This is a genomic window from Streptomyces sp. NPDC048442 (assembly GCF_040651475.1).
Lineage (GTDB): Bacteria > Actinomycetota > Actinomycetes > Streptomycetales > Streptomycetaceae > Streptomyces.
Map to the genome: position 1 here is coordinate 210308 of NZ_JBEZKB010000011.1, position 19143 is coordinate 229450.

General features: G+C 73.3%; 15 protein-coding genes and 1 riboswitch. Of the genes, 6 read left to right on the forward strand and 9 right to left on the reverse strand.

Annotated features, from left to right (window positions below; translation table 11 throughout):
- Positions 1 to 68 precede the first annotated feature (68 nt).
- Complete coding sequence (locus AB0D18_RS19165; RefSeq protein ID WP_362419414.1) at positions 69 to 1682, forward strand: helix-turn-helix domain-containing protein; 1614 nt, start codon at positions 69 to 71, stop codon at positions 1680 to 1682.
- 147 nt (positions 1683 to 1829) lie between these two features.
- Here AB0D18_RS19165 and menC read toward each other — a convergent pair whose 3' ends face one another.
- From menC to AB0D18_RS19190, 5 genes are all read right to left on the reverse strand, one after another.
- Complete coding sequence (gene menC, locus AB0D18_RS19170; protein WP_362419417.1) at positions 1830 to 2930, reverse strand: o-succinylbenzoate synthase; 1101 nt, start codon at positions 2928 to 2930, stop codon at positions 1830 to 1832.
- 73 nt (positions 2931 to 3003) lie between these two features.
- Positions 3004 to 3762 carry a GNAT family N-acetyltransferase gene (locus tag AB0D18_RS19175; RefSeq protein ID WP_362419420.1) on the reverse strand — a complete coding sequence of 253 codons (759 nt, stop codon included), beginning with the start codon at positions 3760 to 3762 and terminating at the stop codon, positions 3004 to 3006.
- A complete protein-coding gene (locus tag AB0D18_RS19180) occupies positions 3759 to 5018 on the reverse strand; it encodes a M20 family metallopeptidase (protein WP_362419423.1) in 1260 nt (419 codons plus the stop codon). Before AB0D18_RS19180 ends, AB0D18_RS19175 begins: the two co-directional genes overlap by 4 nt.
- On the reverse strand, positions 5015 to 6052 hold the full coding sequence (locus AB0D18_RS19185) for a membrane dipeptidase (RefSeq protein ID WP_362419426.1): 1038 nt from the start codon (positions 6050 to 6052) through the stop codon (positions 5015 to 5017). The genes AB0D18_RS19180 and AB0D18_RS19185 overlap by 4 nt, the downstream gene beginning before the upstream one ends.
- Positions 6053 to 6193: 141 nt before the next feature.
- Positions 6194 to 6562: a hypothetical protein gene (locus AB0D18_RS19190; protein ID WP_362419429.1), complete on the reverse strand. Its 369-nt coding sequence runs from the start codon at positions 6560 to 6562 to the stop codon at positions 6194 to 6196.
- 6 nt (positions 6563 to 6568) lie between these two features.
- Between AB0D18_RS19190 and AB0D18_RS19195 the strand changes: the two genes are divergently transcribed.
- On the forward strand, positions 6569 to 7318 hold the full coding sequence (locus tag AB0D18_RS19195; RefSeq protein ID WP_362419432.1) for a helix-turn-helix domain-containing protein: 750 nt from the start codon (positions 6569 to 6571) through the stop codon (positions 7316 to 7318).
- Positions 7319 to 7372: 54 nt separating this feature from the next.
- On the opposite strand, the gene cobN is transcribed toward AB0D18_RS19195, so the two are convergent.
- Positions 7373 to 10969 (reverse strand): cobaltochelatase subunit CobN, encoded by a 3597-nt coding sequence (cobN, locus tag AB0D18_RS19200; protein ID WP_362419436.1) that lies wholly within the window; start codon positions 10967 to 10969, stop codon positions 7373 to 7375.
- Between the two features lie 76 nt (positions 10970 to 11045).
- Positions 11046 to 11173: riboswitch (cobalamin riboswitch) on the reverse strand.
- A 77-nt stretch (positions 11174 to 11250) separates the two neighbouring features.
- Here cobN and AB0D18_RS19205 point away from each other — a divergent pair.
- The 3 genes from AB0D18_RS19205 to AB0D18_RS19215 all read left to right on the forward strand — a co-directional run bounded on the left by AB0D18_RS19205 (position 11251) and on the right by AB0D18_RS19215 (position 14875).
- Positions 11251 to 12624 carry a hypothetical protein gene (locus AB0D18_RS19205; protein ID WP_362419439.1) on the forward strand — a complete coding sequence of 458 codons (1374 nt, stop codon included), beginning with the start codon at positions 11251 to 11253 and terminating at the stop codon, positions 12622 to 12624.
- A 107-nt stretch (positions 12625 to 12731) separates the two neighbouring features.
- Positions 12732 to 13358 (forward strand): precorrin-8X methylmutase, encoded by a 627-nt coding sequence (locus AB0D18_RS19210; RefSeq protein WP_362419442.1) that lies wholly within the window; start codon positions 12732 to 12734, stop codon positions 13356 to 13358.
- A complete protein-coding gene (locus tag AB0D18_RS19215) occupies positions 13355 to 14875 on the forward strand; it encodes a precorrin-2 C(20)-methyltransferase (RefSeq protein ID WP_362419445.1) in 1521 nt (506 codons plus the stop codon). Before AB0D18_RS19210 ends, AB0D18_RS19215 begins: the two co-directional genes overlap by 4 nt.
- A gap of 4 nt (positions 14876 to 14879) precedes the next feature.
- On the opposite strand, the gene AB0D18_RS19220 is transcribed toward AB0D18_RS19215, so the two are convergent.
- Positions 14880 to 15638 (reverse strand): cobalt-precorrin-6A reductase, encoded by a 759-nt coding sequence (locus AB0D18_RS19220; RefSeq protein WP_362419448.1) that lies wholly within the window; start codon positions 15636 to 15638, stop codon positions 14880 to 14882.
- Between the two features lie 11 nt (positions 15639 to 15649).
- Here AB0D18_RS19220 and AB0D18_RS19225 point away from each other — a divergent pair, with 11 nt between their 5' ends.
- Positions 15650 to 16804 (forward strand): cobalt-precorrin-5B (C(1))-methyltransferase, encoded by a 1155-nt coding sequence (locus AB0D18_RS19225; RefSeq protein WP_362419451.1) that lies wholly within the window; start codon positions 15650 to 15652, stop codon positions 16802 to 16804.
- Positions 16805 to 16989: 185 nt separating this feature from the next.
- On the opposite strand, the gene cobM is transcribed toward AB0D18_RS19225, so the two are convergent.
- Both cobM and cbiE read right to left on the reverse strand, forming a co-directional pair.
- Positions 16990 to 17739 (reverse strand): precorrin-4 C(11)-methyltransferase, encoded by a 750-nt coding sequence (gene cobM, locus AB0D18_RS19230; protein WP_362419454.1) that lies wholly within the window; start codon positions 17737 to 17739, stop codon positions 16990 to 16992.
- Complete coding sequence (gene cbiE, locus AB0D18_RS19235; RefSeq protein ID WP_362419457.1) at positions 17736 to 19016, reverse strand: precorrin-6y C5,15-methyltransferase (decarboxylating) subunit CbiE; 1281 nt, start codon at positions 19014 to 19016, stop codon at positions 17736 to 17738. Before cbiE ends, cobM begins: the two co-directional genes overlap by 4 nt.
- Between the last annotated feature and the right edge of the window lie 127 nt (positions 19017 to 19143).

Sequence of the window (19143 nt, forward strand, 5' to 3'; positions counted from 1 at the left end):
TATGGTCCGTAAATCTGTGGACGGAAGCGGTACCCCCCGCGTCCTACCCTGATGCGGTGATCAGTGACATGCCGACAAGTCCCCGGACGAGTCTGGGCCGCGTGCTCGACGACTTCGGCCCCACCCTGCTGGATCTCGTGCACGGCCGTCCACAGCCGGCCGGTGACATCGGCGGCGTGGTCATTCACGATCCAAGGGACGAGGCCGCGTACCCCTCCCACGCCATCGTCCTGGGCGTGGCCGTCTACGGGCTGCGGGAGATCGCCGGCCTCCTGCGCGACCTGGGCGCCCACGGCGCGGCCGCCCTCGTGGTGCGCGGGCCGGTGGAGCGGGACGAGTCGCTCGCCGAGGCTTCGGCCGCTTCTGGGGTGGCGCTGATCACCCTCACGCCGGGTGCCTCCTGGTCCCAACTGACCGCCCTTCTGCGGATGTTGCTCACCGAGGGGGACGTCGGGGAGGCGGGGGTGCAGACGCTGGGCGGTGTGCCGTCGGGCGACCTGTTCGCGGTGGCCAACGCCGTGGCGACACTGCTGGACGCGCCCATCACGATCGAGGACCGCCGCTCGCGGATCCTCGCGTTCTCGGGCCGGCAGGACGAGGCCGACCAGGCCCGGGTGGCCACCATCCTCGCGCGCAGGGTGCCGGACGGGTACCTGCGGATCCTGGAGGGCCGGGGGGTGTTCGGCGAGCTGTACCGCAGTGACCGTCCTGTGCACATCGCTCCGGCCGCCGTCGACGAGGGCGAGGCCGCGATACCCCGGGTGGCCGTCGCGGTGCGGGCCGGTGACGAGTTCCTCGGGTCGGTGTGGGCGGCGGTGCGGGAGCCGCTGACGCCCGACCGCGAGCAGGCGTTCCAGGACGCGGCGAAGCTGGTCGCCCTGCATCTGCTGCGCCACCGGGCGGGCGCCGACGCGCAGAACCGGCTGCGGGCCGACCTGGTGAGCACCGTCCTGGAGGGCGGCGCGGGTGCGGCGGACGCGCTCGACCGGCTGGGTCTGGTGCGCGAACCCACGGTGGTGATGGCCCTGGGCCTGTCCGGGCAGAGCGGCGACCACGCCCAGGTCGCGGCCGAGCGGGAGCGGCTGACCAGCGCCCTGGGCATTCACCTCGACGCGGTGCAGCCGCGTTCCGCGCTCGCGCTGCTGGGTGACGTGGCGTACGCGATCGTCCCCGTCCCGGCCGATCCGGCGGCCGGGCGGGAGCGGGCGGCGCAGATCGCGGGCAACTTCATGGACCGTGCGGGGCAGCGGGCGCGGGCGGTCATCGGCATCGGCTCGGTGGCCGGCGAACCGTCGGCGCTGGGGCGTTCACGGACCAGCGCCGACCGTACGCTGCGGGTGCTGCTGAGCGGTCGTACGCACAGGCGGGTCGCGTCGATCGACGATGTCTACATCGATTCGCTGCTGCTGGAGCTGCGCGACCTGGTGGCGGTGCACGGGGACGAGCCGGCGGGCCCGGTCTCCCGCCTGACGGCGTACGACGCCCGGCACGGGTCCCACCTGGTCGAGACGCTGCGCGCGTGGCTGGACGCGTTCGGGGACATTCCGGCCGCGTCGGCGCACGTGTTCGTCCACCCGAACACGTTCCGCTACCGCATCCGACGGGTCGCCGAGGTGGCGGAGGTCGACCTGCAGGACCCGTCGGTGCGGTTCGCGCTGATGCTGCGGCTCAGCCTGGCCTGAGGCCCGTCGCGGAGGGCCACGGCCCCGCGCGTGTCCCCGGCGAGGTCACCGCACCGCTTGCGTCCGCTCCCACGTCGTCCCACCGCCGCCACGGCGGCCCTGCGGGCTCCGGGTCGACGGTCGCCACCGTGCCGCACGTCCGGGGTTCTAGAGCTTGATCCACTCGCTGGAGGTGGTCACTTCGTCCAGGAAGCCGGTGACCGGTTCCACGCCCAGGCCCGGCCCGGTGGGCACGTCGAGGTGTCCGTCGGTGAGTTCGAAGGGGGCGGTGACGTCGGTGGCGAAGTAGCGGCTGGAGCCGGAGGTGTCGCCGGGGAGGGTGAAGCCGGGCAGTGCGGCCAGGGCGACGTTGGCGGCGCGGCCGAGGCCGGTTTCCAGCATGCCGCCGCACCACACCGGGACGCCGTGGGCGACGCACAGGTCGTGGATGGCCTTGGCTTCCAGGTAGCCGCCGACCCGGCCGGGCTTGATGTTGATGACCGAGGCGGCGCCCAGCGTGATGGCGGCCGCCGCGTCCTCGACGGACTCGATCGACTCGTCCAGGCAGACCGGCGTACGGAGTTGGCGGGCGAGGGCCGCGTGCTGGACGAGGTCGTCGTCGGCGAGCGGCTGCTCGATCAGCAGGAGGTCGAAGGCGTCCAGCTTGGAGAGCTGGCGTGCGTCGGCCAGGGTGTACGCGGCGTTGGCGTCGACCTGGAGGAGCAGGTCGTCGCCGAAGCGCTCGCGGACGGCGCGCACCGGGGCCACGTCCCAGCCCGGCTCGATCTTCAGCTTGATGCGTACGTAGCCCTCGTCGACGAACCCGCCGACGGAGTCGAGGAGTTCGGGGACCGAGTCCATGATGCCGACCGACACCCCGCACGGGACCCGGTCGCGTGCCGCGCCGAGGTAGCCGCCGAAGGACTGGCCGGTGGCGCGGAGTTGGGCGTCCAGTACGGCCGTCTCCAGGGCGGCCTTGGCCATCTTGTGGCCCTTGAAGGGCTTCAGGGCCCGCTTGACGGCGTGGGCGTCCGCCGCTTCGGGCAGCGCGGGTATCAGGAAGCGGCGCAGGACGTCGGCGGCCCCGTCGACGTACTCGGAGCAGTAGCGGGGCTCCGACATCGCGACGCACTCGCCCCAGCCCTCGCCGTCCGGGGTGACGACGCGTACGAGGAGGACGTCTCGTGCGGTTTCCACGCCGAAGGAGGTACGGAACGGTGCCTTCAGCGGCATCGCGATCCGGCGCAGTTCGATTCCGGTGATCTTCATGGGGTGCAGGCTCCGTAGGGAAGGGAGTGGGGGGTCACGCAGTGGTGTCACGCGGTCGTGTCACGCGGTCGTGTCACGCGGTCGTGTCACGCGTGACGACGTAGCAGGTGCGGTCGTGGAAGCCGGTGACGCGGGCGCCTTCGGCGAGCAGACCGCCGAGCACCTCGCGCATCGCGAGACGCCATTCCTTGGCCGCCCCCGGGTCGGTGCGGCGCAGCCCTTCGATGTCGGGCGGGACCTCGACCAGCAGGGTCTGCCCGTCGAGGCGGCCGACGGCGGGACGTCCGTCCCGTACGGCCAGGGCAGTGACCGCGTCGGCGGGCACGGGCAACGAGGCGGTGGGGGCGGCCAGTTCCCAGGAGATGAGGGCCCGGTCAGACTCGTCGCCGCCGTTGATGGCGTCGTCCATCGCCCCGTAGAAGCACGGCAGGTACTCGACCGGGCGCGCGCCGAGCTTGGTCAGGTTGAAGTGGGCGTTGCGGCGCACCAGCGGGTCGTACGTCCAGGTGATCCGGGACAGACCGCGGGCCAGAGCCCACTCGCGCTGATGGAGTTTGAGGGCGAGGCCCGCCCGGTGGCCGGGCAGCGCGCCGGTGACGTGCGAGTGCAGTACCCGGCCGACGGGGGCGGCGAAGAAGGCCACCGACGCGCCGGTCAACTCGCCGTCCGTGTAGGCGCCGGCGACGTAGTTGCCCGCGTGCGAGAGGGCCCGCATCTGCTCGACGCCCACGGGCGAGGCGCCCGGCGCGGAGCCCCAGATCCGCTCGAAGAGCGCGTCGACGGCTTCCAGGTCTGCCAGGTCGTGCAGCTCGCGCACTTCCGGCGCGCTCATCGGACGCCCCCGTCGGCCTCGGCGACCCCGTCGGCCTCGGCGTGCCTGGCGACCCCGGCGACCCCGGCGACCCCGGCGACCCCGGCGTGCCCGGCGTGCCCGGCGTGCCCGGCGACCTCGGCGACCAGGGCGGCGAGCAGCCGCGCCCGTACCGGCATTTCGGCGACGATCACATGCTCATGGTCGGCGTGCGCTCCCCCGCCGACGGCGCCCAGGCCGTCCAGGGTCGGGCAGCCGAGCCCGGCGGTGAAGTTCCCGTCGGACGCCCCGCCGACCGCTGCCGACGACAGCGGCAAAAGGCCCTGCCGCTGGGCGACGGCGCTCGCCCGTCGGAACAGGTCTGCGGACGCACTCTCCTCCAGCGGTGGCCTGTTGGGGCCTCCCCGCACCTCAAGGCGTGCTCCCGGCACGGTGGTCGTCAGTGCGTGCAGCGCCACGTCGACCTTCGCCTGGGCCGCGAGCGTCGGCACGCGGACGTCCACGCTGACCGTCGCCGTCGCCGGGACCGTGTTGGTGGTCGAGCCTGCGGCCACCACCGTCGGCGTCACCGTGGTGCACCAGCCCTCGGCCGCGTCGACGTTGACGTCCGCCGCCACCTCGTCCAGGGCGAGGGTCAGGTGTGCGGCCTCGATCGCCGCGTTGACGCCCTTCTCCGGTTCGAGCCCGGAGTGGGCGGCCCTCCCGTGCACCACCAACTCGTAGCCGGAGGTGCCCTTGCGGCCCGTCTTCAGCGCCCCGCCGTCGGCGGACGCCTCCAGTACGAAGGTCGCCGCGCAGCTCCGGGCGGTCTCCTCGATCAGGGCCCGCGACGTGTCCGAGCCGACTTCCTCGTCCCCGGTGACCAGCACGCACACCCCGTCCAGCGAGGGCAGTGAGGCCAGCGCGTGGAACATCTGCACCAGCCCCGCCTTCATGTCGAAGATGCCGGGCCCGCGTGCCACGCCGTCGGTCACCGACCAGGGGTGGGTGGCCAGCGACCCCGTCGGCCACACGGTGTCGTGATGCCCGAGCAGCAGCACCCGAGGGGCGCCGAACGTCCACCGCAGGTGCGTGACGCCGTCGACGACGATGCGCTCCGGTTCGGCCCCCAGGTGCCGGGCGCCCTGCGCGGCCACCAGATCCGCGCTGCGGGCGACCGCGTCGAGGTCCGCCGAGAAGGACTCGCAGACGACCAGTTCCTCCAGGTCCGCGAGCATCGCGGAGAGCCGCTGCCCCTGATCCGCCCCGCTCGTCGCGTCCTGCCCCGCCCCGCTCATCGGGCCCTGCCCAGCTCGGCGCGGAAGACCCGCTGAACGTTGCCGCCGAGTACCGCGCGGATGCTGTCCTCGGCGAGCCCGCGCTTGGCCAATACCTCTGTAAGTGCGGGCAGTTGTGCGGGCCCGTCCATTCCTGGAAGGGAAAGGTCCATCGCCACCCCGTCGTAGCCGTAGCCGTCGCAGCACGGCGGCGTGACGTCTTCCAGCACCTCCCGTACGAAGTCCGGGCCGATGCCCACGTGTGCGAAGCCGACCAGTTCGGCGATGTACTCGATGTGGTCGGCGATCCGCTCGATGGTCCGCGACTCCCGGTCGGCCGCCAGGAAGTCCGGTACGAAGTTGACGCAGACGACACCGCCGGTCGCCGCCACGCCCCGGATCTGCTCGTCGGTGAGGTTGCGGTGGTGGTCGCACAGCGCGCGGGCCGCGGAGTGCGAGGCGATCAGCGGGCGGCTCGCCAGCTCCAGCACGTGCGCCACCCCGGCCGCCCCGAGATGGGATATGTCGAACATGACGCCGAGGCGCTCCAGTTCGCGCAACGCCCGCACACCGGCGCCGGTCAGCCTGCTGCCGGTCGCGTCCTCGCCGCTGCCGTCGCCGAGCGGCGAGCGCCCCCAGTGCGCGATCGAGGCGACCCGTACGCCGAGCCGGTGCAGCGTACGGAACAGCTCCACGTCCGCGTCGACGCCCGGTGCGCTCTCCAGCGCGAGCACCAGCGCGATACGGCCCTGCGCGAGAGCGGCGTCGATGTCGTCGCCGTCCAGACAGAGCCGCACGTGCTCGGCGTTGCCCTCTGCCAGGACGTGCGCGCACTCGATCATCCGCAGGGTGCGGCGCAGCGCGCCCTCCGGCCGGAACTGGTCGTCCACGAAGACGGGCAGCACCTGGATGTTCACCCCGCCCTCCAGCAGCTGCGGCAGCCACCGCTCGCGGAAGAACTCCGCCCACCGGTGCGGGGGCCGCTCCACCACCGCCATGAGCAGGTCGTTGTGCGTGTCGGCAACGACCGCGCGGCTGTGCAGATCTCCGGTCACCTTCGATTCCTTCCAAGAGGCATGCAATCGAAGCTAGAGGAGATCCGCGGCGGAAGATTCGTACCGGAGGACCAAGGAAGCAGGCATGATCCGTACGCTGCTACAACAGCCCGGCAAGGGCCTCCCCCAGGAACGCGTACGTCAGGCGGATGCGGCCACCGCTGCCGCCCAGGCGATGTACAGGACGTTCACCGCCAGCCGGGCCAGCGCACCGGCCGGCCGTTCCAGCAGCCGGGGTCGGGCCGGGTGGGCCCGGCGCAGCGCGTCCAGGTGGGAGATGAGGTAACAGGTGATCAGGGTGGCGGCGGCCCAGCCACCGGCCTGTCTGCCGGCCGGAACCAGTACCAGCGCGCCCACGACGACCTCCGCCGCGCCGCTGACGGCGACGAGCAGCCGTTTTTGGCCGAGCCGTGCGGGTATCAGCGTGCGGAAGTAGCCGGGAGTCAGGAAGTGCATGACCCCCGTGGCGACCAGGAAGACCGCCAGGGCGACGGCAGCGATAGCGTGCATGGCACGATGATCCATTCACCTCGCGCCTGGGTTCTTGAACAGAACGATCGCCGCACCGTCTTCGCCTCCGGCCCCGGGGCGACGGTGTTCGCCGAGTCGCGCCCGTTCCGGGTGGCCCCGCACCGGCTGCCCGCGTGGAAGGCCGTGCTGCCGATCGGCGGGCACGCCCAACTCCGCCGGCCGGGAAGGCCCTTGGTGGTGGCGCACGGGCTGATCGTTCCGCCCCGGCTGGCCCACGCCTGTGCGGCGACCTCTCCCTACGTCGCCCTGTTCGTCGACTCCTGGCTGCTGCCCTCCTGCCCGGGGCCGGTACGGCTCGATGCGGGCGAGGTCCGCCGGCTGCTCGCCGCGCTCGGCACCACCGATTCCGAAGGCCCCGGCACCTGCGTGGACCTGGCCGCCGGATACGCCGAGCTGCGGGCACTCGCGGGGCGTCCGTCCCCGCTCGATCCGAGGGTCGCCCACGCCGTCCACCTGTGTACGTGGCGCGATCCGGACACGCCCCTCGCCTCCGTCGCCGTCGAGGTCGGCCTGTCGGACCCGCGGCTGCGCGCCCTGGTCCGGCGGGACGTGGGCATCGGGCTTGCGCACCTGCGCAGGTGGGGCCGGCTCCGCACCGCGGTCGCAGGCCTGCCGGACTCGACCGTCGCCCTGGCCGCGGCCACCGCGGGCTTCGCCGACCAGGCCCATCTCACCCGTACCGCGCGGGACTTCACCGGGCGTACGCCTGCCTCACTGCGACGCGCCGAGACGTAGGGCGCCCCAGGGGCAGGGGCAGGGACCGGATGCCCGGTCCCTGCCGCGTACTGCTCAGTCCTCGCCCTCCAGGTCGCCCTCGGTCTCCAGGTACGCCTTGCGCAGCGCGTCCAGGATCGCCGGGTCGGGCTTGGCCCACATGCCGCGGGACTCGGCCTCCAGAAGGCGCTCGGCGATGCCGTGCAGCGCCCAGGGGTTGGCTTCCTTGAGGAACTCGCGGTTGGTCGGGTCCAGGACGTACGTCTCGGTGAGCTTGTCGTACATCCAGTCGGCGACCACGCCGGTCGTCGCGTCGTACCCGAAGAGGTAGTCGACGGTGGCGGCGAGCTCGAAGGCGCCCTTGTAGCCGTGGCGGCGCATCGCCTCGATCCACTTGGGGTTGACAACGCGGGCGCGGAAGACCCGGGAGGTCTCCTCGACGAGGGTGCGGGTACGGACCGTCTCGGGGCGGGTGGAGTCGCCGATGTACGCCTGGGGAGCCTTGCCCTTGAGCGCGCGGACGGTGGCGACCATGCCGCCGTGGTACTGGAAGTAGTCGTCCGAGTCGGCGATGTCGTGTTCGCGGGTGTCGGTGTTCTTGGCCGCGACCTCGATGCGCTTGTACGCCGTTTCCATCTCCTCGCGGGCCGGGCGGCCGTCGAGTTCGCGGCCGTAGGCGTAGCCGCCCCAGACCGTGTAGACCTCGGCGAGGTCGGCGTCGGTGCGCCAGTCGCGGGAGTCGATCAGCTGGAGGAGGCCCGCGCCGTACGTGCCGGGGCGGGAGCCGAAGATGCGGGTGGTGGCGCGGCGTTCGTCGCCGTGTTCGGCGAGGTCGGCCTGGGTGTGGGCGCGTACGTAGTTGATGTCGTCGGGCTCCTCCAGGGACGCGGCGAGGCGGACCGCGTCGTCGAGGAGGCCGATGGTGTGCGGGAACGCGTCGCGGAAGAAGCCCGAGATGCGCAGGGTGACGTCGATGCGGGGGCGGCCGAGTTCGGCGGTCGGGATCGCTTCGAGGCCGGTGACGCGGCGCGAGGCGTCGTCCCAGACGGGGCGGACGCCGAGGAGCGCGAAGGCTTCTGCGATGTCGTCGCCGGCCGTGCGCATGGCGCTCGTACCCCAGAGGGAGAGGCCGACGGAGGTGGGCCACTCGCCGTTGTCGGCCCTGTACCGCTCCACGAGGGAGTCGGCGAGGGCCTGGCCGGTCTCCCAGGCGAGCTTGGAGGGCACGGCCTTGGGGTCGACGGAGTAGAAGTTGCGGCCGGTCGGCAGGACGTTGACGAGGCCGCGGAGCGGGGATCCCGAGGGGCCTGCCGGGACGAAGCCGCCGTTCAACGCGTGGACGGCGTGGGTGAGTTCGTCGGTGGTGGCGGCCAGGCGCGGGACGACCTCGCGGGCGGCGAAGTCGAGGATGTCGGCGACCGACTGCGGCTGGCCGGCAGCGACGCCGGCGACTGCGGACGGGTCCCAGTCGGCGTCCTCCATCGCCTGTACGAGGGTCCTGGCCTGCTCCTCGATCTCGTCGGCGGCGGTGCGCCGCGCGGCGGACTCGTCGAGGCCGAGGGCCTCGCGCAGGCCGGGCAGGGACGCGGTGCCGCCCCAGATCTGGCGGGCGCGCAGGATCGCCAGGACCAGGTTGACGCGGGCGGCTCCGGCGGGGGCGCCGCCGAGTACGTGCAGGCCGTCGCGGATCTGGACGTCCTTGATCTCGCAGAGCCAGCCGTCGAGATGCATGATGAACTCGTCGAAGCCCTCGTCCTCGGGGCGGTCCTGCAGCCCCAGGTCGTGGTCGAGCTTCGCGGCCTGGATGAGCGTCCAGATCTGGGCGCGGATCGCGGGCAGCTTCGCCGGGTCCATGGACGCGATCTGGGCGTGCTCGTCGAGGAGTTGTTCCAGGCGGGCGATGTCGCCGTAGCTGTCGGCGCGGGCCATCGGCGGCACCAGGTGGTCGACGAGGGTGGCGTGCACGCGGCGCTTGGCCTGGGTGCCCTCGCCCGGGTCGTTGACCAGGAACGGGTAGATGAGGGGGATGTCGCCGAGGGCGGCGTCGGGGCCGCAGGCGGCGGAGAGTCCGGCGTTCTTGCCGGGCAGCCACTCCAGGTTGCCGTGCTTGCCGAGGTGGATCATCGCGTCGGCGCCGAAGCCGTTGTCGGCGGCGGACGCGGCGATCCAGCGGTAGGCGGCCAGGTAGTGGTGGGACGGCGGCAGATCGGGGTCGTGGTAGATCGCGATCGGGTTCTCGCCGAAGCCGCGCGGCGGCTGGATGAGGATGAGCAGGTTGCCGAACCGCAGGGCGGCCAGCACGATGTCGCCCTCCGGGTTGGCGGAGCGGTCGACGAACATCTCGCCGGGTGCCTGGCCCCAGTGCTGGTCGACGGAGTCGCGGAGCTCGGCGGGCAGGGTCGCGAACCAGCGCCGGTAGTCGGCGGCCGGGATGCGGACCGGGTTGCGGGCCAGCTGCTCCTCGGTGAGCCATTCCTGGTCGTGGCCGCCGGCCTCGATGAGCGCGTAGATCAGTTCGTCGCCGTCGCCGGAGACGAGGCCGGGGATCTCCTTGGTACCGAAGTCGTAGCCCTCCTCCTTGAGGCGGCGGAGCAGGGCGATGGCGCTGGCGGGGGTGTCGAGGCCGACCGCGTTGCCGATCCGGGAGTGCTTCGTCGGGTACGCGGAGAGGACGAGGGCGATGCGCTTGTCGGCGTTGGGGATGTGCCGAAGTCGTGCGTGGCGTACGGCGATTCCGGCGACGCGGGCGGCGCGCTCGGTGTCGGCGACGTACGCGGGCAGGCCGTCCTCGTCGATCTCCTTGAAGGAGAACGGGACGGTGATCAGGCGGCCGTCGAACTCGGGGACGGCGATCTGGCTGGCCGCGTCGAGCGGCGAGACGCCCTCGTCGTTGTCCTCCCAGTCGCTGCGCGAACTGGTCAGGCAGAGCGCCTGGAGGATGGGGATGTCGAGGCCGGTGAGGGCGCCCGCGTCCCAGGACTCGTCGTCGCCGCCGGCCGATGCCTCGGCGGGGCGGGTGCCGCCCGCGGCGAGGACGGTGGTGACGATGGCGTCGGCGGCCCTCAGTGCGTCGATGAGTTCGGGCTCGGGGGTGCGCAGCGAGGCGACGTACAGCGGCAGCGGCCGGGCTCCGGCGGCCTCGATCTCGCCGCACAGGGCGTCGATGAAGGCGGTGTTGCCGCTCATGTGGTGGGCGCGGTAGTAGAGGACCGCGACGGTCGGTCCCTCGACCTCGCGGGCCGTGCGCTCCAGCGGCCCCCATGAGGGTGCGGGTGCGGGCGACTCGAAGCCGTGGCCGGTGAGCAGGACGGTGTCGGAGAGGAACCGGGCGAGCTGCTCCAGGTTGGCGGGGCCGCCGTGCGCCAGGTAGGCGTGGGCCTCGGCGGCGATGCCGACGGGGACGGTGGAGGCTGCCATCAGCTGGGCGTCCGGGGCCTGTTCACCGGTGAGGACGACGACGGGGCGGCCGGTGGCGAGGACCTGGTCGAGGCCGTCCTGCCAGGCGCGGACACCGCCGAGGAGGCGCACGACGACGAGGTCGGTGCCGTCGAGGAGCTCGGGGAGGTCGGACAGCGGGAGCCGGGAGGGGTTGGCGTAGCGGTAGCTGACCGGGCCGTCCGAGGAACGGGCACTGAGCAGGTCGGTGTCGGACGTCGACAGGAGCAGGATCATGCGGCGTCGGGCCTTCCTCGGGGTGTCCACGCCCCGGGCGGTGATCGTCGATGGATTCCCCCGCCCGGCCGGAGCCGGGAGCTTGGGGAAAGGAGTTCCTGACTCGTCCGGCCGGTGGGCCGGACTCACAGTGGCGGGACCGCGCCGGAATCGCACCGGGCTTCCTCCTCTGTCGCCTTCGGTGGCGACAACGGGCCCGAAGGCCCGCCACCAGGCATATTAGGGCCCCGGGTCAAGGCGGCGGCACCCGGTTGTCGAACGGCGGCCGGGTGCGGGTCGGTATGCTCGCCGCCATGTCCCCACCTGCCATTTCGCCGCTGCCCGCGGGAGAGAGCTCTGCCAGGACCCGTGGTGACGCGTGCCCGGGGTCCCTGCGGCTGCACCGCGCGGACGACGGGGCGCTGGCGCGGGTGCGCGTGCCCGGTGGCGTGCTGGCCGCGGGACAGGCCGATGCGCTCGGTGAGTTGGCCGGGCGGTGGGGCGATGGTGACATTCACCTCACTTCCCGCGGCAATGTGCAGCTGCGCGCCCTGACGGCGGACTGCGGCGGCGAACTGGCCCGGGTGCTGGGCGGATCGGGGCTGCTGCCCTCCGAACGGCACGAGCGGGTACGGAACATCGTGGCCTCTCCCCTGTCGGGACTCGACAACTTGGGGCGGGCCGACGTCGGTCCGTGGCTGTCGGAGCTCGACGGGCTGCTGTGCGGGAGCGACCGGGCGGCGGCGCTGTCGGGGCGGTTCCTGTTCGCTCTCGACGACGGCCGCGGCGACGTGGACGCACTGGGCGGCGACGTGACGCTGCTGGCGCGGGGCGGCGACAGGCTGCCGGCGCAAGGCGGCGACGGGGAACTCCCGGCTCACGACGGCGACCGGGCGCTGCTGCGCATGGGTACGGCGCGGGAGGCGGTGCTCGTCCCGTACGGACAGGCGGCGCGGGCCGCGCTGGTCGCCGCCGAAACGTTCCTCGACAGTGCGCCGGACGCGGGCACCTGGCGGGTGGCCGATCTGCCCGACGGCGCCGACGCGCTCCTCATGGAGGTGGTACGGGCGCTGCGGTCGGCCGGTGTCGGCGCGGAGCTCGCTCCGAGCCCCCCACGGCCCCGTGCGGCGGCGGCTCCCGGGCCCGGCATCGTGACCGGGGCGGGGCGTGCCACCGCGGCCCTGTCCGTGGGCGTGCCCCTCGGGCGTATCACCGCGGCACAGTGGCGGCTGCTGGCGGACACCGCCGGGCAGCACGGTGACGGGACGCTGCGGCTGACCCCGTGGCGCGGCGTCGTCGTGCCCGGGGTCGCCCCGGAACGGGCCGCCGGTGCGCTGCACGCGCTGGGCGAAGCCGGTCTGGTCATCGGGGCGGACTCGCCCTGGACCGGTGTCGGCGCCTGCATCGGCCGGCCCGGCTGTGCGAAGTCCCTCTCCGACGTACGGGCCCTGGCGGGGGCCGCTGTGGGACCTGTCGGGGCGCTTCCTGTCTACTGGTCCGGGTGTGCGCGCCGGTGCGGGCATCCGCACGGTGACCGGGTCGACGTGGTCGCCACAGCCGAGGGCCACGAGGTCGCCGTCGTAAGGGGCAGTATCCGCGACGAGCCGGTCCTCGTTCCCGGAGGTTCGCACGCGTTGTCCGCCACGGTGGCGGCCGCTCGCGGGACGCGGGACTGACACCGCTGCACCGCCTGCACCACCCTTCCGATCCATCACGTCCGTATCCGCAATCCGTAACCGCATCCGCATCCGCATCCGCATCCGCAGAAGAGAGCGACAGCACAGTGCATCAGTACGAGAAGGACGGACCGGCGATCTACCGCCAGTCCTTCGCCACGATCCGCGCCGAGGCGGACCTGGCGGGCCTGCCCGCCGACGTCAGCCAGGTCGCGGTCCGTATGATCCACGCCTGCGGCATGGTCGACCTCGTGCAGGACCTCGTGTTCAGCCCGAACGTGGTGGCCGACGCCAGGGCCGCGCTGCGGGCCGGTGCGCCCATCCTGTGCGACGTGCAGATGGTCGCCAGCGGCGTCACCCGCAAGCGGCTGCCCGCGGACAACGACGTGCTGTGCACGCTGTCCGACCCCTCGGTGCCCGCCCTCGCGAAGGAGCTCGGCACGACCCGCAGCGCCGCCGCGATGGAGCTGTGGCGCGACCGTCTCGAAGGCTCCGTCGTCGCCGTCGGCAACGCGCCGACTTCGCTGTTCCGACTGCTCGAAATGATCGAGGCGGGCGCCCCGCGCCCGGCGGCCGTCATCGGCGTCCCGGTCGGTTTCGTGGGCGCGGCGGAGTCCAAGGACGCCCTCGCTGTGCACGGGTCCGGTCTTGAGCACCTGATCGTGCGCGGCAGGCGGGGCGGCAGCGCCATGGCCGCCGCCGCGCTCAACGCGATCGCCAGCGAGGAAGAGTGAGCGTGAGCGAGCAGAGCAGGGGGCGGTTGTACGGAGTCGGGCTCGGCCCCGGCGACCCCTCCCTGATGACCGTACGCGCGGTGGAGATCATCGCCGAGGCCGATGTGATCGCGTACCACAGCGCCCGGCACGGGCGGTCGATAGCGCGGTCCATCGCGGCGAAGCACATCCGTGCGGACCACGTCGAGGAGGCGCTGGTCTATCCCGTCACGACGGAGACGACGGACCACCCGGGCGGTTACCGGGGCGCGCTGGAGGAGTTCTACGAGGAGGCGGCGGCCCGGCTCGCCGTGCACCTCGACGCGGGGCGCACCGTCGCCGTGCTCGCGGAGGGCGACCCGCTCTTCTACGGCTCGTACATGCACATGCACAAGCGGCTCGCGGACCGTTTCCCCACCGAGGTGATCCCCGGGGTCACCTCGGTGAGCGCCGCCGCTGCCCGGCTCGGCACCCCGCTCGTCGAGGGCGAGGAGGTGCTGACGATCCTGCCCGGCACGCTGCCTCAGGAGGAGCTGACGGCGCGGCTGGCGGCGACCGACTCCGCGGTGGTGATGAAGCTGGGGCGTACGTTCCCCGCCGTGCGCGGTGCCTTCGAGGCGTCGGGGCGGCTGGCCGAGGCCCGCTACGTGGAGCGCGCGACCATGGCCGGGGAACGTACCGGTGAACTGGCCGACGTGGACGCCGACTCGGTGCCGTACTTCGCGGTGGCGGTGCTGCCCAGCCGGATCGGATCCGCGCACACCTCGCCGCCGGTGGAACGCTCAGGTACCGGTGAGGTCGTCGTGGTCGGCACCGGGCCCGCCGGGCCGCTGTGGCTGACGCCTCAGACGCGTGGTGCGCTGGCCGCGGCCGACGACCTGGTCGGGTACACGACGTACCTGGCGCGGGTGCCGGTGCGGCCGGGGCAAGTCCGGCACGGCTCCGACAACAAGGTGGAGTCGGAGCGCGCCGAGTTCGCCCTCGACCTGGCGCGGCGCGGGCGGCGGGTGGCCGTGGTGTCGGGCGGTGACCCGGGCGTGTTCGCCATGGCGACCGCCGTCCTGGAGGTCGCCTCGCAGGACGAGTACGCGGACGTGCCCGTACGGGTGCTGCCGGGGGTGACGGCGGCCAACGCCGCCGCCGCGAAGGCGGGTGCGCCGCTGGGCCACGACTACGCGACGATCTCGCTCTCGGACCGGCTGAAGCCGTGGGAGGTCGTCGCGCAGCGGCTGCGGGCCGCCGCGTCGGCGGACCTGGTGCTCGCGCTGTACAACCCCGGTTCACGCAGCCGCACCTGGCAGGTCGGCAAGGCCAAGGCCGTGCTCCTGGAGCACCGTTCGCCGGACACCCCGGTGGTACTCGGCCGGGACGTCGGCGGTCCTGAGGAGAGCGTACGCACCGTGCGGCTCGGCGATCTCGTGCCTGAGGAGGTCGACATGCGGACCATCCTGCTCGTCGGGTCCTCGCAGACGCAGTGGGTGCGGCGCGGCGACGGGAGCCAGATCGTGTGGACCCCGCGCCGCTACCCGGAGGCCTGAACCGTCACCTCTTGAGGTGGCTGTCACCACTGATGAGCCAGGTGACGGCCGCCTCGGGGGTGTCGGCCACCGGTACGCCCGCGGGCACCGGCGGCCGGCGCACCACGACCACCGGGATCCCGGCCTCGCGGGCGGCGGTCAGCTTGGGGGCGGTCGCGTCGCCGCCGCTGTCCTTCGTCACGAGCACCTCTATGCGGTGGCGGCGGATCAGGTCCCGATCGCCGTCGAGGGTGAAGGGGCCGCGGTCCAGCAGCACCTCCATGCGCGCCGGGTGCGGGACGTCGGGGGCGTCCACGGACCGCATCAGGAACCACTGTGCGTCCAGGCCTGCGAAGGCTGCGAGGCCCATGCGTCCGGTGGTCAGGAAGACCCGCTCGCCCAGTGCGGGCAGCACCTGTGCGGCTTCGGCCAGTGAGCCGACCGGGTGCCAGTGGTCCCCTTCGCCCGCCGCCCAGCCGGGCCGGCGGAGCGCCAGCAGGGGAACATGGGCCGCAGCGGTCGCGGCGGCCGCGTGGAAACTGATCGTTCCGGCGAAAGGATGGGTGGCGTCGATGAGCGCGTCCACCTGGTGGGTACGCAGCCATGCGGCCAGGCCTTCGGCTCCGCCGAAACCTCCGACGCGCACCTGGCCGGGCGGCAGCTTCGGGCTGTTCACGCGTCCGGCGAGCGAGCTGGTCACCCTCGCGGTGGCGGGCAGCGCGTCCACCAGGAGCTCGGCGAGACGGCGGGCCTCCGTCGTGCCGCCGAGGACGAGTATGTGCATCGGGTCCATCCATGAGTGACATGAGCGAGAAGAACGAGGGCGGCGCCACCTCTGGTGAGGCGCAGGGCGGGCGCACCGCCCAACTCAAGCACACCGGTCTGCGGTCCGGCTGGACGACCGGTGCCTGTGCGACGGCGGCCACCACCGCCGCGTACACGGCCCTGCTGTCCGGGGACTTTCCCGACCCGGTGACGATCACTCTGCCGCGCGGCCAGACGCCCGCCTTCGCGCTCGCCGTGGAGGAACTGGACGGCGAGCGGGCCATGGCGGGCGTGGTCAAGGACGCGGGCGACGACCCCGACGTGACGCACGGCGCCCTGGTACGCGCGACGGTACGCCGGCTGCCGCCGGGCTCGGGCGTCGTCTTCCGGGCGGGCCCCGGCGTGGGCACGGTGACGCTGCCGGGGCTGCCTCTTGAGGTGGGCGAGCCGGCCGTCAACCCGGTGCCCCGTCAGATGATCCGCGACCACGTCGCACGGGTCGCGGCCGAGCACGGGGGCACCGGCAACGTCGAGGTGACGCTGTCGGTGGACCACGGCGAGGAGATCGCCCGCTCCACCTGGAACCCGCGCCTGGGCATCCTGGGCGGCCTCTCCATCCTCGGCACGACCGGCGTGGTGGTCCCGTACTCCTGCTCGGCGTGGATCGACTCGATCCGGCGCGGGGTGGACGTGGCGCGGGCGGCCGGGCACACGCATGTGGCGGGCTGCACGGGGTCGACGTCGGAGAAGACGGTGGTGGCGGAGTACGGGCTGCCCGAGATCGCGCTGCTCGACATGGGGGACTTCGCGGGCGCCGTGCTCAAGTACGTACGGCGCCATCCGGTGGACCGGCTGACGGTCTGCGGCGGTTTCGCCAAGCTGTCGAAGCTCGCCGCGGGCCACCTGGACCTGCACTCGGCGCGCTCGCAGGTGGACAAGGGGTTCCTGGCCGAGCTGGCCCGCCGGGGCGGTGCGGACGAGGCCCTGGCGGCGGAGATCGCGGCCGCCAACACGGGGCTCGCGGCGCTTCAGCTGTGCCAGGCGCGCGGGATTCCGCTCGGCGACCTGGTGGCGGTCGCGGCCCGGGACGAGGCGCTGTCGGTACTGCGCGGGGCGCCGGTCGCGGTCGACGTCATCTGCATCAACCGGGCGGGCACGGTCGTGGGGCGCAGCGACGTTCTCTGAGAGCGGCGGGGAGTTGCCGTCCGGGGCGGGTGGTCGTCGTGCGGGAGCGTCGTGGCTGGTCGCGCAGTTCCCCGCGCCCCTAAAAGACTGCCCCTTACCCCGCTAGCCTCCCTAGCCTCCTGGGGAAGGGCGGGCAAGGGGGCGGCCCCACACTGCGGCCTGCCCCCGCCCTGACCCCCGTCGATTCAGCAGCCGTGCCGCTCACGCGCCGGCGAGTACAGGTGGCTGTCGTGGAACTGCTCCGCCCCGAGCGTCCGCCCGACCATGATCACGGCGGTGCGCAGCACCCCCGCCGCCTTCACCTGGGCCGCAATGTCGTCCAGCGTGCCGCGCAGCACGATCTCGTCGGGGCGGGACGCGTAGGCGACGACGGCCGCAGGACAGTCCGCCCCGTAGTGCGGCACCAGCTCCTCGACGACCCTGTCCACGTACTGGGCGGCCAGGTGCAGCACCATCAGGGCGCCGCTGCGGCCCAGGGTCGCCAGGTCCTCGCCCTCGGGCATGGCGGTGGCGCGCTGGGCGATGCGGGTGAGGATGACGGTCTGGCCGACGGTGGGCACCGTCAGCTCCCTCTTGAGGGCGGCTGCCGCGGCGGCGAAGGCGGGCACTCCGGGAATCACCTCGTACGGCACTCCCGCCTCGTCGAGGCGGCGCATCTGCTCGTTGACGGCGCTGAACACCGAGGGGTCGCCGGAGTGCAGCCGGGCCACGTCGTGTCCGGCCGCGTGGGCGCCGGTCAGCTCGGCGGTGATCTGCTCGATGTCGAGCTGCGCGGTGTCGACCAGGCGGGCGTCGTGCGGGCATTCGGCGAGCAGTTCGCGAGGCACCAGGCTGCCCGCGTACAGGCAGACTCCGCAGGCGGCGAGGGTGCGTGCACCGCGCACCGTGATCAGGTCGGCCGCGCCGGGGCCTGCGCCGATGAAGTACACGGTCATGCGTTGTCTCCTGAGGCTGTCGCTGCGAGGGGGGCGGTGGGGTTCTTGGTGACGGACCACTGGGTGACCGGCATGCCCTGGCGCCACCCGGTGAAGCCGCCGACGGGCACGGCGTGGGCGACCGCGAGCCGTACGAGGCCGCCGCCGTGGCGGCGGTGCCAGGTGGCGAGGAGGGCCTCGGACTCCAGCGTGACCGTGTTGGCGACGAGCCTGCCGCCGTCGGGCAGCGCGTCCCAGCAGGCGTCGAGGAGGCCGGGGGCGGTGAGTCCGCCGCCGATGAACACGGCGTCCGGTGCGGGCAGTCCGGCCAGGGAGGCGGGGGCGCGGCCGGTGACGACGCGCAGGGCGGGCACGCCGAGCCGGTCGGCGTTGCGGGCGATGCGCTGTGCCCGTACCGGGTCGCGTTCCACGGTGATCGCACGGCAGGACGGGTGGGTGCGCAGCCATTCGATCGCGATGGATCCCGAGCCGCCGCCGATGTCCCACAGGAGTTCGCCGGGGGCGGGGGCGAGGGTGGCGAGGGTGGCGGCGCGGATGTGGCGCTTGGTGAGCTGTCCGTCGTTCTCGTACGCCTCGTCGGGCAGTCCCGGCACTGCTCCCAGGCGGAGCGCTCCGGGGGCGCGGGCACAGTCGACGGCGACGACGTTGAGTGCGTCGCCGGGCGGGTGCGCCCAGGTGTCGGCAGTGCCTTCGGTGCAGCTCTCCTCCTCGCTGCCGAGCTGTTCGAGCACCCGCAGCCGGCTCGGGCCGAAGCCCCGGTCCCGCAGCAGGGCCGCCACCTCGGCGGGCGTGTCCGCGCCCGCGCTCAGGACCAGCACCCGGCGCCCGTCGTGCAGGGCAGCGGCGAGGCGGGCCGTGGGGCGGCCGACCAGGGTGACGACCTCGGTGTCCTCCAGCGGCCAGCCGATGCGGGCGCAGGCGTACGACACGGAGGACGGGTGCGGCAGTACGTGCAGGGCGTCGGGGCCGAGGGTTTCCGCGAGTGCGCGGCCGATGCCGTAGAACATCGGGTCGCCGCTGGCCAGTACGGCGATCCGGCTCCCCCGGTGGGCGGCCAGCAGGCCGGGCACGGCGGGCCGCAGCGGTGAGGGCCACGGGACGCGCTTGCCCGTGCAGGACGGCGGCAGCAACTCCAGCTGACGTACGCCGCCGATCACGACCTGTGCGCCGAGGAGGGCGGAGCGTGCCGCTTCGGGCAGTCCCGGCCATCCGTCGGCGCCGATGCCTATGACGGTCACCGCAGGCGGGGCGGGTGGTGCGGGTGCTGCGGGGGTCACGGACGGTACCTCGGTGCTCGGGGACGACGCAGCCGAAACTCTACTGTCCGGTCACGGCCGGGCTCCGACCAGGTGGGCAGCCCCGTACACAGCGAAGTGGGGGCCCCCGGCCGGCGACGACGCCGCG

Coding starts and splice junctions, on each gene's coding strand:
- AB0D18_RS19165 (WP_362419414.1), top strand. CDS start 69: ATGCCGACAAGTCCCCGGACGAGTCTGGGCCGCGTGCTCGACGACTTC.
- menC (WP_362419417.1), bottom strand. CDS start 2,930: ATGAAGATCACCGGAATCGAACTGCGCCGGATCGCGATGCCGCTGAAG.
- AB0D18_RS19175 (WP_362419420.1), bottom strand. CDS start 3,762: ATGAGCGCGCCGGAAGTGCGCGAGCTGCACGACCTGGCAGACCTGGAA.
- AB0D18_RS19180 (WP_362419423.1), bottom strand. CDS start 5,018: ATGAGCGGGGCGGGGCAGGACGCGACGAGCGGGGCGGATCAGGGGCAG.
- AB0D18_RS19190 (WP_362419429.1), bottom strand. CDS start 6,562: ATGCACGCTATCGCTGCCGTCGCCCTGGCGGTCTTCCTGGTCGCCACG.
- AB0D18_RS19195 (WP_362419432.1), top strand. CDS start 6,569: ATGATCCATTCACCTCGCGCCTGGGTTCTTGAACAGAACGATCGCCGC.
- cobN (WP_362419436.1), bottom strand. CDS start 10,969: ATGATCCTGCTCCTGTCGACGTCCGACACCGACCTGCTCAGTGCCCGT.
- AB0D18_RS19205 (WP_362419439.1), top strand. CDS start 11,251: ATGCTCGCCGCCATGTCCCCACCTGCCATTTCGCCGCTGCCCGCGGGA.
- AB0D18_RS19220 (WP_362419448.1), bottom strand. CDS start 15,638: ATGCACATACTCGTCCTCGGCGGCACGACGGAGGCCCGCCGTCTCGCC.
- AB0D18_RS19225 (WP_362419451.1), top strand. CDS start 15,650: ATGAGTGACATGAGCGAGAAGAACGAGGGCGGCGCCACCTCTGGTGAG.
- cobM (WP_362419454.1), bottom strand. CDS start 17,739: ATGACCGTGTACTTCATCGGCGCAGGCCCCGGCGCGGCCGACCTGATC.